Genomic DNA, 16,128 nt, shown 5'->3' with positions numbered 1-16,128 from the left:
GATTGGTCTATCCATACTCACTGGTCCCGGTGTGCGGGAACCTTGATAATACTCTGGCCGTAAGGCTGTACCTTACGGCCTCGCCCGGAGGCAACGAAACGTGGCGGACCACAAGCCCGCCTGTCAGACGATTAAGCCAGGGCCGCTGGCTCGCGCTCGGTCATTGGCGCTGTCGCTGAGAATGACGTCGTTACGTCTTCCATCTGACCGGCTTCAAATTTGAGGATCCGATCTGACAGTGAGAAGTAATGCTCGTCGTGGCTAATCACAAACACGGTTTTACCCAGCGATTTCAGCTCAGGTAACAATTCGCGATAGAAGAAGTTTCTGAAGTAAGGGTCCTGATCGGCCGCCCATTCATCAAAGATATACAGCGGCGTATCTTCCATATAAGACAACAGCAGACCCAGGCGCTTTTTCTGACCCTGAGACAGCTCAGTCGTCGACAAAATGCCCTTTTCTACCGTCACTTTCTGATCCAGTTTCAGCTTGCTCAGGTACTGACGAATTTTGTCGTCATCTGCCAGCATACCGTTGGCATCGATCACCTGATCAAACAGGTAAAAGTCGGAAAAAATAGTGCTGAAGTGACAGCGGTACCAATCCATTGAATGCGCAGCATCGCGGCCATCGAGGCGAATGCTGCCCTGAGTTGGCGTATATAAACCACACAGCACTTTAGCGAAGGTTGATTTACCACAGCCATTACCGCCGATCAGAAAGACAATTTCACCACGTTGGATCTGCGTACTGATTGGCCCGATTGAAAAGTGATAATCGTCGCTGTCATCCCGGCGGTATTCATATTCAATGGCTTCAATGTCAAGGGTTTGCCAGTTATGCTCCGGGTGCAGGGTGTTATCCAGTTGATCGGTCAGGATCTCCTCGGACAGCTGTAGCTTTTCAATTTTCTGGCTCGACACTATGCCTTCGGCAACCACAGAATAGGTGTTAATTAACACCGTCAGCGGCCCTATCACATACACCAGTGTCAGAACAAAGCTCACCACCACAGCCGTGGCGATACCACTTAGAAATAACTGTGACATAAAGACCACAGATCCCAGCGCCAGGAACAAGATTAAATTGGTCCAGTTGCTCAGAATGATAAAGACAATGTGCGCCGAAATCGTCGACTTTTTAATTTCCTGAATGTTTGGCGTCACCACATCCTTATAAAAAAAGCGCTTACGATTAAAGTTGATATTCAGCTCTTTGCCGCCGTCGATCAGCGCGCGAAAGTTCTTAAATAAGCTGTCATCGAGTTCCCGCACTGCCTGGAAACGTTGTATTCCTAATCCCATCAACAGCTGGGCAACCACCATGGCCAGCAACAAAACGCCACCCACAAACAAAAACAGCTGCCAGGACTGGTACGCCATATAAGCAAAACACAGCAGTACCGTTGCCAGATTATAAGCGACGTGTGGCACAGCACTCAGTGTGGCGGTGAGTGACTCAATGTCTTTAGTCAGAGTCGCGAAAATACGGTGACCGCCAACGCGCTCAATCTGCTCATAACTGGTCGATAAAACCCGCTGTACCAGATTCTCCCGAATACTCACCATGATTTGAACAGACAACTTCGTCAGTATGTACTGAGAAATGACGCTGAAGGTTAAAAACCCCGCCAACGCAGCGAAAAAGATGGTCAGCCCCCGGATCACATCCGAGTCGGGATTAGACACATTTTCTATCTCAGCATTAACCAGTGAGATGATGCCAATGCCAGATAATGCACTGACCACACTCAACAAAGTGGCAAGGATGAGGAGTTTCTTATGAGATAAAACTAGCCGATATAACATAAAACAGCCTTGTAATGGTTACTTAAAACTAAAATGGGTATTACTCAGGCTGAGACGCTGTTGTCTCAGCCTGCCTGTTTGGGTCAAAGACCCTGTTTTTTGGTGCTGTTAACTCATGCCAGTAGCGTCATGAGTTTGTCTGCCAGACCACTAACATAAGGACTTTTCACCATAGTGACGTGTTTACCCTGAGTGTTGATGGTCGTGATTTGTGTACTTACATGTGCCTGCAACTGTGCCTGCTTTTGCGCCCAATATTCGTCTCCCAGCTCAGGCGTATTGATCATGCTGACCGCGCCGTTGAGGCTCGTCTTAGGCTGGTAGCGCCGTGACCAGTCAACCTGCTGGAAATAGACATTGAACAACCGCTGTGTCATGGCCAGACTCAGCCAGGAAAGTAGCTGCTCCTCGCTGTCTTCGGGTTTCAACTCTCTGGCATACGACAACATAAGTTCCTGCTTTTCGGCATCGCTGATTTCGAACTGTGCCTGATCATCGGTTGCCACTAAACACTCACACAGTAGCAGTTGTGTTTGACACCCTAATGACTCCAGTCTGAGTGCCGTTGCAAAGGCCACTGCGCCACCTGAACTATGGCCCATCAACACCGCTGGCTCATTTTGCGCACCACGCGCTGTGCGCTCGTTGATAATGGCATCGGCGTAGCAATGAATGAGTGCCTCCCAGCTGTCGATATCCGGGTCCTGCTCGCTCATTCCCACCGGCTCCAGACTCATGATCTGAACCTGAGGTAATGCCCGTGCCAGATCCATATAACCACCACTGGTCATGCCCGCACCGGGTGCCAGATAAATCGTTGCAGCCGGATCAAAGTCCAGTGATAACACAGGGCGAATAGCCTGCCATTCGTGGTCATTGTGATCTTCGATTAACTGCGCCATGGCGCTGAGTATGGGTCGCTCAACCACTTTATTAATAGCAATGCCGTGGGTTTTGAAGATTTGGTCAATGTTCTGCACCAGCTTCATCACCAGCAGTGAATGACCACCCAGCGCAAAGAAATTAGCATCGCGACTGATCTGCTCGGCCGGCAACTTGAGCACATCGGCCCAGACCTGAGCGAGCATCACTTCGGTGTCACCCTGTGGCGCTTCATAGCCACCAGCCAGGCCCGTCAATTCGGGCGCGGGTAAGGCCTTGCGGTCAATTTTTCCGTTTGGTGTTTGCGGCCACTGACTGACAAACATAAAGCTATCGGGCACCATATACTCGGCCAGCGCATCGCTGAGTTGTGTTTTGATGGCTGCAATTAATGCCTGCTCATCACACACCCGTAAAGGCTTCACATACGCCACCAGCCGCTGATTACCATGTTCATCCGTCAAAGCCATGACCAGCGCAGAGTCTACGTCGCTGTGCTCACCGATATAAAACTCAATTTCGCCCAGCTCAATACGCAAGCCACGGATCTTCACCTGATGGTCCATCCGGCCCATGTATTCAATGTTGCCATCCTCACGGTAGCGCACTAAATCACCGGTTTTGTAGAGGCGCGGGCTGCTGTTCGCTGCACTGGCATCGAAAAATGGGTTCGTAATGAAACGTTCTTCGGTCAGCTCGGGGCGATTCAGATAGCCACGTGCCAGGCCTTCCCCGCCAATATGCAACTCGCCACAAGCTCCCTGAGGCAACAAATTCAGCGCTTCATCAAGCACCAGAAGCTGGATATTCTGTATCGGCTTACCAATAGGCACGCTGCTGCCATGGGGTTGCGCACAATCCCAATAGCTGACATCGATGGCTGCTTCCGTTGGCCCGTACAGGTTGTGCAGCTGTGCCGTTGGCAAACACGCCCTAAATTGTTCAACATGGCTTATCTGCAATGCCTCACCGCTACAGAACACCTGCTGTATTGAGGTGCAACGGCTCAGATCGCCGTGCTCCAGCATCACGCCCAACATCGAGGGCACAAAGTGCAGTTTAGTCACGCCTGTAGCTGCGATCAGCTCGCTCAGATAAGTGGGGTCTTTGTGCCCACCCGGTTTGGCAATCACCAGCTCCGCACCTTTGAGCATCGGCCAGACAAACTCCCAGACCGAGACATCAAAGCTGTAGGGCGTTTTTTGCAGGATTTTGTCTGAAGTATCACAGCCATATTCCTTGTCCATCCAGTCGATGCGGTTATGCAGCGCCTGGTGCTCCAGCAGCACACCTTTGGGTTTGCCTGTTGAGCCTGAGGTATAGATCATATAGGCCAGATGCTGCGCGCTAAGGCCGATGTCGCTCACCGGGATATTGCGTTCGTCATAGGCATCAAAATCAAACCCATCCAGTGCCACAACCTCGGCCTCTCCCAGTACAACACGATTAGCTACTGCGCGGGTGCTAAGCACCACATCGGCATTGGCATTCTCAACCAGATAGTTGAGTCGTGCCGCCGGTAGCTCAGGGTCCAGCGGTACATAAGCACCACCCGCCTTGAGAATACCCCAAATGCCAATCACCATTTCAAAGGAGCGCTCCACGCATAAGCCAACCAGTGAATCCGGCCCGACGCCATGGGTGTCTCGCAAATAATGCGCTAGCTGATTGGCCTTGCTATTCAGCGCGGTGTAAGTGAGGGTCTGAGCTTCAAAGCGCAATGCAATGTTGCCCGGTGTCGCTGCAACCTGCTGTTCGAATAGCTGATGCACACACGCCTCGCGCGCATAGTTTTGCTCTGTATCATTCCACTCACTCAGATAACGATGCTGCTCGTCATCTGGCAATACTGGCAGGGTGGCAACCGACTGCGGTGAGTCACATTCAAGCATCTCCAGCAACTGACCCAGTGCCGTGACCAGGTAGTCATTAATACGTTTGCCTTGAACGCTGCTGTCCACTTGCAGTGTCAGGGAAAAGTCGCTGCCAAGATCATCGACCGACATCACACACGGGTAGTTAGTGCGCTCTTTCACACCCAACAGTTTCAGCTCAGCCTGCTCATCTGGCGCACTGACGTCGTGAGAGTGGCGATAGTTGAGTACTGCGCTGAACAGCGGCATATTGCCTTCCACGCCCGAAGCCTGCATGGCCTCAGAGAGCGGTGCCTGCTCATGCGGCAGCAACGCCTGAAGGGCAGCATGCACGTCATGCTGGACCTCCCGCGCGGTGCGCTGATCCAGCGTCACACGGATCGGCAAAGTATTAATCATCATACCCAGCATCTGTGCCATCTCAGGACCACCTTGCATCCGCCCCGATAACACAGTGCCAAACACCACATCTTGCTGACCCGCGCAGGCAGCAACCACCCGGCCCCAGGCCAGATGAAATAACGCCGCCGGGCTCATAGCCTGGCTTTTTGCATAATGCCTGATCCGGCGTGCCAGCTCAGCCGGGATACGCTGTTTAAATTCATCAATGTGCGCACCATCCCCGTTGACCTCACTGAGCCCAAACGGATAAGCTGGCTGGTCAAAATCTCCCAGCTGTGCGTTGAAATACTGCTGGCTGTCGTGATGCTGCTGGTCATGCAGCACCCGGGCAATAAAGTGGCGATACGGCGTGACAGCAGACAGACTGGCAGCGCCCTCGCTTTCAATCTGGGCCAGCTCTGCCATTAGAATGTCCAGCGATACATGGTCAATCAATAGGTGATGCACCTTAAGCACCGCATAAATTTGCTGCGTGTGCTTATCCTCCATGGCCTGCAACTGCATCATAGGGGCTGATTCAAGCTCAAGGCGATGCGCCCCCTGTGCGACGTAGTTCTCGAATACCGTTTGCACGTCCTGCCCGGCTTTCACTGGCAGCCATTGCGCCGCAATTTGCGCAGCTCTCAGTACCACCTGAACCGGCTCTGTACGGCCGCGCCATAAAATCGCGGTACGTAATACGTCGTGACGGGCAATCAGGGTATTAAGCTGTGCTTCCAGTAGTGATAATAATTCTGGCTGTGAGAAAGAAAAAGCCATGGTCGTCACGTAAGGGTCGCGACCATCGCTCAGGGTATGCATTGCCAGGATCCCCTGCTGCAGCGGCGCAAGCGGATATACATCCTGGATGTTCGCGGCCCCGCCCGGCACTTGTGCCGTGATCTCATCTATCTCATCTTGCGCCAATGTGATCAGATTCAGCAACTCAGGCGTCAATTCCGTGCAGTCCGGTTTGATCGGATTCTCGGGTACCACAAACCCCTGCCCGGTGTCTGCTGCGAGTAAGCTCGCCATCTCGGCCAGGCTACTACTAGTGAATAACGCCTGACTGTCAACCTGATAACCGCGTGCTTTGAGCTGCGCTATCAGCTGGATCACCAACAGCGAATGGCCACCCAGCGCAAAAAAGTTAGCCGAAGTACTGAGCTGCGCCGGGTCGCGCTCAAGCAACTCAGCACATACTTCCACCATAACCTGCTCAGCGGCACTGACAGGCGCTGTATACCCAGCTTGCGCATCAATGACGTCGGGCTCAGGCAGTGCACGGCGGTCTATTTTACCGTTGCCAGTCAATGGCCAGTGTGTCACCAGCACCAGCGCGTCCGGGACCATATAGCCAGGTAAAATGCGTACCAGAGTCTGACTTAACTGAATGCTGTCAGTCCTGCCATCCTCGCGCGCAGCGGCCGTCAACTCTGCATAAGCCACAAGCCGCTTGTGGGTGTCTCCTTTGACAACCACCAACGCACTGGCGACCTCATCAAGCTGTGAGATGTGCTGCTCGATTTCGCCCAGCTCAACCCGAAAACCCCGGATCTTAACCTGATCGTCTGTACGGCCAATGTATTCAACCACTCCATCGCCACGCATACGCACTAAATCGCCGGTGCGATAAAGACGCTGATATGCCGCTGGCTGGGCCTCGTCGTAAAACGGGTTAGCGGTAAACTTCTCTTCGCTCAGCGTTGCTAAATTCAAGTAGCCCAGCGCCAGTCCGGGACCACTGACACACAGCTCCCCGACACAGCCCTGCGGCACCAATTCATTGCCGTTCAGCACCATCACACTGTCACCCTGTAGTGCCCGGCCGATCGGTACGGCAGTTGTCGGGTCAAAGTCGGCAGGTACCGGATAGCAGCAGGTAAAAGTGGTGTTTTCCGTCGGTCCGTAACCATTGACCACTTGCACGTCAGGTAATGCCTTCTGCACCCGGGCCACCGCCTGAGGCTCCAGCACATCGCCCCCGGCCAGCACCGTGCGCAAAGCACGCAAGCGCTCAGGCGCGTCACCACATGTTTTGCTCCACTCACTAAATAGCCCGGCAGTCAGCCACATGGCATTGACCTGCTGAGTTTCAATAACCTGATCCAGCGTCTCCAGTGTGATGTGCGCTTCTGGATAAAGCACGCAACGGCCGCCATTGAGCAGCGGGCCCCAGATCTCCAATGTGGCCGCATCGAAGGCCACGTTTGCGGCTTGTAAAAAGACCGTATCCTGATCCAATGTCATAAAGTTCGGCGACATCACCAGACGGCTGATAGCCCGATGCGGCACCACAACGCCTTTAGGCAGGCCCGTCGAGCCTGAGGTATAAATCACATAAGCAGCGCTTTGTGGTTCGGGCTGAGATGCTGTAACGGGGGCAGAACCAAAACGCGCAAATTCATCACACCCGGCAATCGTCAGCTCAGGTGTCAATTCCAGCGCCTGCACCGAACTGCCACTGACTAAATCACGGTGCGCTTCACAGGTGATCACGTGTTGCAGCTTAGCATCAGCCATGATGTGATCAATACGGGACTGCGGGTAATCCGGGTTCAGCGGCACATAGGTTGCGCCACTTTTTAATACCGCCAGCATGGCCACGACCATCTCAATGCCGCGCGGTAACAATAATCCGATATGTGCCTGGCGACCTTGCGCGACCAGATAGCGCGCCAGCCGGTTAGAAGCCAGATCGAGGTCAGCATAACTCAGCTGCTGCTCACCACAAACCAGCGCCACATGCTGCGCTGCGCGGTTTACACTTTGGCTAAACAGCTCGGTCACGGTTAATTGCGCCGCCTCAACCAGCTCGCCTGGTGCCATCAGCGCTTTTTGCTGTGCCACTTCCTCCGAGTGCAGTACGTTGATTTCATTCAGCAACGGATTGCCGCCACGCTTCGCGGCATCGGCCAGGCGTTCGATGATCGCTATCAGCTGCGCGTTAAACCGTGCAATCAATTCAGGGCTGAACAGAGCTTTGTCGTATAACCAGTTAATCGTGACGCCCGACTCATCCAGGCTCAGGTTAAGCTCTATATCAAACTTACAAATGGGCTCATCGCTCATCAGCGGCGTCATACTCAGCTTGGGCAATGCCACGCCGGAGGCCTGCTCGGCGGCAACGCCATAGTCTGAATTGGTGGTCAGTACTATCTGAAATAAAGGCGTATGAGCACTGTCACGCTCAAGGTTCAGTGCCTCAACCACCTGGTCAAACGGTACGTCCTGATGGGACTGTGCCTGCTGATTGACGCTGCGAATGTGCGCCAAAAAGTCTGCCAGTGTATCATGATCTGTACTTGCTCTGAGCACTAAGGAGTTCACGAAAAAGCCAATTAACTCCCTGAGCTGTGCATCACTACGATTGGCAACCGGCGTGCCTATGACAATATCTGAGCTGCCACTAAAACGCGCCAGAGTCAGTGCCAGCGCTCCGTGCATCAGCATAAAGGGACTGAGCTGATGTTGCTCGCTAAGCTGACCAAGCGCACTGGCAACGGTCGCATCCAGTGAGGCATCATACTTGCCTCCCAGATAGCCCTTATGAGCAGGTCTTGAGTAGCTCAGTGGCAAGCCATGTAATGCAGGGATATCAGCCAGAGTGCGACGCCAGAAGTCCAGCCCGGAGGCGAGCACTTCATCATTTAGCCAGGCGCGCTGCCATTGTGCGTAGTCTTTGTATTGCAATGTCAGAGTTGGCAGAGGGCAGCTTTTGCCCTGTGCCAGGCTGGCGTACAGTGCAAAAAACTCCTGGCTGAGCACCGCCATCGACCAGCCATCCGACGCAATGTGATGCATGTTGAGCAACAGGTAACCCTGTGCCTGTGTCTGATCTGCGGATAACCCCAGATCTACCCAGGTTGCCCGTATCATCAGGTCCTGACTCAAATCAAAAGGCGTCCGGGCGTCGTCCTGGATCAAAGAGTCCAGTGCCTGTTGCGCTGCCTGCTCGTCATGCTCACTCAAGTCGACACAGGTTAATGTAAAGGCCACATCATCGCGAACAACCTGAATGGCTTGTCCCTGTTGCGACTGATACACCGTGCGCAGCACTTCATGACGCTCAACGATCCGCGCCAATGCCTGTTCAACCAGCACCGGCTCCAGCTGGCCTTCAACCTGATAGATCTGTGGCATGTTGTAATGCGCGCTGCCACCATGCAGTTCGTTTAACATCCACAAGCGCTGCTGGGCAAAAGACAAGGGGGCACTGTTGCCGGCCGTTTTAGTCAACACCGGGCGCTTATGGCTACGGGCATAGAGCTGATGTAAAAACGCTTTGAGTGCGTCTTTGTTCTCTGCCAGCTGGCGCTTCAGCTGGCTGTCCATCTCCTTGGGCAGCTTCAGGGTGATTTTTTCATCCTGAGATTGAAAAATAACACCCGCCTGTTGTAGTTGTTGAAAAAGCAACTCAACACTCATAGCTCAAAATCCTCAAATTCATCGTTGTCTTCGCACTGCGGCTCAGCCTGGTTATGGATGGCCTGCACCGAGCCTATAAACCCGGCAATTTGCTGAATGTTTTCGCAGCGATATAAATCGGCAATTTGCAGCTCAATCTCAAGTCGCTGATTCAGCTGCTGAAGTAACTTCATGACCAATAATGAATGGCCACCCAGTTCGAAAAAGTTAGCGCCCGTACTGATCTGCTCAGGAGGCAGGTTCAGTAGCTCAGACCAGATGGCCACCAGCTGATCTTCCAGCTCATTGGCCGGTGCAACATAGTCGGCCTGCATCAGGCTAAAATCGGGCTCTGGCAGTGCCTGTCTGTCAATTTTACCATTGCGGGTTAATGGCCACTCCTGCACTAACACAAACGCCGCAGGGATCATGTACGCGGGCAATTGTGCGGCCAAGGCCGTTGCCAGTGCCTGGGTTTGGCCACGAGGGTCAACCTGCTCACAACCAGCGTTCAATTCAATATACGCAACCAGTTGTTTGTCACCTTCACTGCGCGCTCTGATAGTTAGCAGAGCCTGAGTGACATCATCCAGAGCTTCCAGCTGACGTTCGATTTCACCCAGCTCAACCCTGAAACCCCGGATCTTGATTTGATCATCCAGGCGACCTGCATAAGTGATCAACCCACCATCATTACAACGCACCAGATCACCCGTGCGATACAGCAATTCGGGTTGCCCGGTTTCGTTAGCGTACGGGTTGTGAATAAAGCGCTCTTTACTCAGCGCGGGCTGATTCAGATAACCCAGTGCCAGGCCATCTCCCCCCACACACAGCTCACCGACCACCCCTTGCGGCACCCGGCGACCTTGCGGTGTTAAAATCAGTAATTTATCGCCCTGAACACCCTGACCAATTGGCACACCAGCGCTGATGTCGCTATCTCGTGGGACTGGATAACAGCAAGTAAAAGTGGTGTTTTCCGTCGGGCCATAGCCATTGATCACCGTGACCTCGGGCAGGGCCTGCTGCACGGCACTAACCGCTTGTGGATTCAGGACATCGCCCCCGGCTAGTACACTTTGTAACGCAAGCCTGTCAGTATCTAGCTCACCACAAACCTTACTCCATTCTGTAAACAGACCAGAGGTCAGCCACAACGCCGTGATCCCCTGTGTACTCAATACGGCATTCAGTCCCTCCAGGGTGGTCAGGCTATCCGGATACAAGACACAGCGCCCACCATTTAATAGTGGTCCCCAGATCTCCAGCGTTGCGGCATCAAAGGCAATATTAGCGCTTTGCAAAAACACAGTGTCTGCGTTCAGCGTCATAAAATTCGGCGCGTGAACCAGACGGTTAACAGCACGATGAGGTGTCATAACACCCTTTGGTGTGCCTGTGGAGCCTGAAGTATAAATCACGTATGCCAGCGATTGCGGTGTCAGCCCGACAGCGCGTGACAAATCTCCATCGCTCAGTATTGACCAGGCGCGGTGTGCATCATCCAGCACAACTTTGCTTAGCGGACTGAAAGCCAGCGTCTGTTGCTGTGCCTGCTCAGTCAATATCACCGTCAGCTGCGTGTCCTCTAACATATACGCCAGTCGCGACTGCGGATAGTTCGGGTCCAGCGGAACGTAGGCACCGCCCGCTTTGAGTATGGCTAAGCTGGCAACTAGCATGTCGACCGAACGGCCAATGCACAATCCGACCAGGGTACCTGCGCTCACCTGATGTGCTTCACGCAGATAACGCGCCAGCTGGTTGGCTTTGGCGTTCAGCTGTGCATAACTGAGCGTTTCACTGTCCAGTTGCACGGCAATACTATCCGGTGTGGCTTTGGTATGCAGCTCAAACACTTCATGAATACAAGCACTACGCGGATAATCGGCATCATGACTTTGCCAGCTATCCAGCATAGTCAGTTCAGGCTTGCTCAATACAGCCAGGGTTGCGACGGCTTGCTCAGAGTGTTCATCCAGTGCCGTGAGCAGTGCATTCAGCGCCGTCTCCATCAGTGCTGCTATCCGTGTTGCCGGTACACTTTGCTCAATCTGATAATCAAGACTGAAACTGTCTCCCTCACCCAGGTCATTCACCGACAAATCAAACGGATAATTGGTGCGCTCACGGGTGCTGAGCAAGGCAATGCCCGGGTCGGCTTGTTCCTGTGCTTGTTCAGGAGCTCCATGAGTCGCTGAATGACGATAATTCAGAATCGCGCTGAACAGAGGCGTATTACCGTCAATCCCGCTGTAACTTTGTGCTTCGGCCAGCGAAACCTGCTCATAAGGCAGTAGTGCACGCAACGCATCATTGACTTGTTTCAGTGCCACATGGGCAGCCTGCTGACCCAAAGACACGCGAATTGGCAAGGTGTTGATCAGCATGCCCATCATCCGCTCGATGCCAGCCATACCATTCATCCGGCCTGACATCACAGTGCCAAACACCACTTCGTCGCGGCCACAACAGGCACTTAACACCTGCGCCCAGGCGAGATGAAACACAGCCGCCGGGCTGCACTGGTGACGCTTACTTAAGGTGCGGATCTGCTCAGACTGTGCTGCAGTTAATGACTGGCTGTATTCAACCACCGCATTGCCATCGCCTGCCACCTGAGCCAGTTCAAATGGCAGAGTTGGGGTGTCGATGTCGCCCAGTAATTCAGTAAAAAACTCGGCCGTATCAAGCAGCGCGCTTTGCGCCATAGAGCGGGCGATAAATTCTCGATACGGTAAAGGCGCAGGCAGTGTCTGCACATCATCGGCTTCGAGTTCATTCATCAGGATCTCTAAAGAAACATGATCCGTAATCAAATGATGGAACTTGAGCATGGCAAAGGTACGCCCCTGCTCGTCTTGCGGGCTGGTGACTAGCTGGATCAGCGGTGCTGATTCCAGGTCAAAGCCATGTGGTCCGCTTGCCACATAGTGGGCAAACTGTGCTTTAAGATCGTCGCCGCTCAGTGCCAGCTCAGTCACAGGTAATGTCACCTCACGCAGCACCACCTGCATCGCCTGCTCCCGGCCTCGCCAGAACACTGCGGTGCGCAGCACATCATGACGCTGCACTAGCCAATTCAGCTGCGTCACAAACCCGGCCAGCTTGTCTGCTGAGGCAAACTCAAAACTAGCGGTGGTGACATACGGGTCATGCTCTGGATTGAGAGTATGTACAAACAGCACCCCTTCCTGAAGCGGTGCTAATGGATAGATATCCTGAATATTGCGCATCCCGCCAGGCACAGTGGCTGCAATGGCCTCTATTTCGGGTTGCTCCAGTGTTGCCAGCGTCAGCATCTCAGGTGTGATGGCCTCACAGTGCACCGGAATGCGATTGTCAGGAATGGCAAACGCATCATCAGCCTCGTCAATAACGGCGGCCATCGCGGCCAGGTCCTTAGCCTGGAATAGCTGTTGCGCGCTGCTATTAAGGTTGTGCTGCTGGAGTTTGGCCAGCAGTTGCATAATCAACAGTGAATGCCCACCCAGTTCAAAGAAGTTGGCGGTAGCACTGATCTGCTCCTGTTCCAGCCCCAGCAGTTCAGCCCATAAACCTGCCAGCAAGCAGGCCAGCTCTGTTTCTGGCGCAACGTATTGGGCGCTGCTTTGTTGCAGTGCATCGGGCGCGGGCAGAGCTTTTTTATCAATTTTGCCGTTTGGTGTCAGTGGCCACTGTGGCATCACCACAAACAAGCCTGGCACCATATGGGCTGGCAGTTGTTGCCCCAGGCGCGTTTTAATATCGGCTATCCAGCTTGCCTGCTGCGTCTCATCCTGCGCTGTCTCACATGTGAGACAAGGCTGTACATAGGCCACCAGTTGCTGCTGACCATCAGCCAGCGTGCGCGCCAGGACCTGAGACAGCGCAATGTCTTCAAGCTGATTAAGTCGATGCTCAATCTCACCCAGCTCAATACGAAAACCTCGGATCTTGACCTGATCATCGCTGCGTCCAATAAACTCCAGCCGCCCGTCCTGGCGATAACGCACTAAGTCCCCTGTGCGATACAAGCGTGGGCTGTTATCGTGCTCGCCTGCCTGATAATAAGGATTGGCGAGGAAGCGCTCCTCGGTCAGATCGGGTCGGTTCAGATAGCCCCGCGCGACGCCTGCGCCACCCAGATAAAGCTCTCCAACACACCCAACTGGCAATAACTCCATCGCACTGCCTAACACATAGGCCTGGCTGTTCGCTATCACCTGACCAATGTCCGGAACGGACGTTAATTGCCCGGTAAAACGCGCACAGGTTGAATAGGTGGTGTCTTCCGATGGGCCATACAGGTTGCACACTTCAGCATCTGGCAAAGCCGCAAAAATCTGATTCACCTGCTGCGCGGTTAACGGCTCTCCGGCCAGGTTGACGGTCGTCAGGCTGTCGGGTAATGCACCAACATCGAGTAACGCCTTCATCGCAGACGGTACGGTGTTGATCAAACTGATGTCCAGCTGCTCATCCGCCAGCGCCAGGGCATTTTTAACTACCACGACTTCAAAACCAAAGCTCAGCGGCAGGAAGATTTCGTAGACAGACAAGTCAAAGTTCAGCGAGGTCGAAGCCAGCACCCGGCGCAGCGCCTCATCGTTAAAAGCGGCCCGGGCCCAGTACAGCATGGCCACCGTGTTTCGGTGCTCAATCATCACCCCTTTGGGTTTACCGGTAGAGCCTGAGGTATAAATCAGATAAGCCAGATGTTGCGCCGTCACACCGCTTTCATTGCGACCAATGTTCGCGGTGGAGTAATGAGTGAAAGCACTGCCTTGGGCAATCAAATCGTCCAGCATCACCGCTTGTGCACCCGGCAGCGCCACCGTGTTAGTCAGACTTTGCTGGGTCAGAACGACACTCAGGCTGGCATCTTCAATCAAATACGCCAGTCGCTCTGACGGATACGCCGGGTCAAGCGGCACATAGGCACCACCGGCCTTGAGAATAGCCAGCATTGCGACGACCATGTCTACGCCACGCTCCAGACAAACGCCCACCGGACAATCCGGACTGATATGATGTTCAAATCTCAGGTAATGCGCCAGCTGGTTTGCCCGGGCATTGAGTTCACCATAGCTCAGCGACGTCGCGCCATGTTGTACGGCGCGGCGCTCGGGGTTTTGCTCCGCCTGAGCCTCAAACAGCTCATGAATACAAAGCCCTTGCGGATAATCAATGGCGTTATTATTAAACTGACTGAGCTGCTCAATCTCCGGCTCAGTCAACATGGTAATAGCTGAAATATTGGCCGCCCTGTCGCTATCCAGTTCCGCCAGGAACATCAGCGTGTTATCCAGGTGCCTCGCCAGGGTTTCGATGCGTTCACGAGTAAACAGGGTCACATCATAGGTCCATTCAATGACGCCGCCTTCATCACTCATTGAGGCATTGATATCCAGATCAAACTTGGTTGTCGCACCACTGCTGGTCATTGGGGAAATAGATAACCCTGCCAACTCTGTGGTGTCGGAATGCGGTTCATTCACGCCATAATCTGAATTGGTGGTCAGCATGATCTGAAACAGTGGACTGTGCGCGGTACTGCGAGGGACTTTCAGTACCTCAACCAATTTTTCGAATGGCAGATCCTGATGCGACTGAGCATCTAAGTGCACTTGTCTCAATTGTGCCAGATAGTCCGTTAGTGGCTGGTCCTGCGTGTCCACCCTCAGGATCAGGGTATTGACAAAAAAGCCAATCAAAGATTCCAGCTCAACCTGACGACGGTTGGCCACCGGTGTGCCAATCACAATATCATGGTGATTACTGTTACGGGACAAGACCAGCGCCAGCGCACCATGGATCAGCATAAACGGAGTCAATTCATAACGCCGGGCAAGCGCTGCCAGCTTGTGACACAGCTCGGCACCAAGCGGCTGTGACACCACTTCTCCCTGATAAGCTTTGACATCCGGCCTTGGAAAATCGAGTGGCAGTGCATGCACCCGGGGTAACTGAGCCAGCTGTTGCTGCCAATAATTGAGCTGAGTTTGCAGCACCTCCCCCTGGAGCCAGTCACGCTGCCACTGGGCATAATCGGCGTATTGAATCGTTAATTCAGGAAGCGGGTTTGGCTGGCCATAGCCATAAGCATGGTAAAGTGCGAAGAATTCCCGGATCAGTATGTCCATGGACCAGCCGTCGGTGGCGATATGGTGCATGTTAATAAACAACACTCCGGCATCATCCGCATTCAAGGCTAAAAAGCGCACCCGCAGCATAAAGTCCTGTGCCAGATTAAAAGGTTGTCCGGCCGCATCATTAATAAACTGTTCAATCCCGGTCGCGTCATCCTGTGTCGTCACGGCCTCTTTCATCACACAAAAGTCTTGCGGGTCGAGCAATAACTGCTGCACGCCTTGTTCAGACTGGCGAAACACCGCTCTGAGTACGTCATGACGTGTCACTATCTCGCGGAACACACGCTCTATCAGCGCAACATCAATCTGTCCTGTGAGCCTGAACACCATCGGCATGTGGTATTCGCTGGAGCCGCCCTGAATTTGATCCAGCGTATGCAGACGCTGCTGTGCAAACGATAGCGGGTAACTGCTGAGATCTTCACGACGCGCCACCGGGCTCACGACTGAAGCTTCAGTGTATTGAGACAACGCGTCAATAATGGCACTTTTATGTTGTTTGATCTGCTTTGCGATATCGACCGTGATGGCCCCTTTTTTGGCTTTGGACTTTAATGCCCCATCCTGCAAAAATAACCGGATCCCCGCCTGCTCGAGCTCAACGAGTAGCTGTTTGATATTTTCCATAATGGCTGACTA

The 16,128-nt window shown here is 53.4% G+C and carries 3 protein-coding genes; all 3 read right to left on the bottom strand.

What is annotated here, in order from left to right; all coding sequences use genetic code 11:
* Positions 1 to 131: 131 nt before the first annotated feature.
* The 3 genes from QNM19_RS03225 to QNM19_RS03215 all read right to left on the bottom strand — a co-directional run bounded on the left by QNM19_RS03225 (position 132) and on the right by QNM19_RS03215 (position 16,116).
* Positions 132 to 1,808 (bottom strand): cyclic peptide export ABC transporter, encoded by a 1,677-nt coding sequence (locus QNM19_RS03225; RefSeq protein ID WP_284026312.1) that lies wholly within the window; start codon positions 1,806 to 1,808, stop codon positions 132 to 134.
* A 113-nt stretch (positions 1,809 to 1,921) separates the two neighbouring features.
* Positions 1,922 to 9,373 carry a non-ribosomal peptide synthetase gene (locus QNM19_RS03220; RefSeq protein ID WP_284026311.1) on the bottom strand — a complete coding sequence of 2,484 codons (7,452 nt, stop codon included), beginning with the start codon at positions 9,371 to 9,373 and terminating at the stop codon, positions 1,922 to 1,924.
* A complete protein-coding gene (locus tag QNM19_RS03215; protein ID WP_284026310.1) occupies positions 9,370 to 16,116 on the bottom strand; it encodes a non-ribosomal peptide synthetase in 6,747 nt (2,248 codons plus the stop codon). Before QNM19_RS03215 ends, QNM19_RS03220 begins: the two co-directional genes overlap by 4 nt.
* Positions 16,117 to 16,128 lie beyond the last annotated feature (12 nt).

Source organism: Pseudoalteromonas ardens, from assembly GCF_030125445.1.
Lineage (GTDB): Bacteria > Pseudomonadota > Gammaproteobacteria > Enterobacterales > Alteromonadaceae > Pseudoalteromonas > Pseudoalteromonas ardens.
This window is presented reverse-complemented; position numbering and strand designations above follow the sequence as displayed.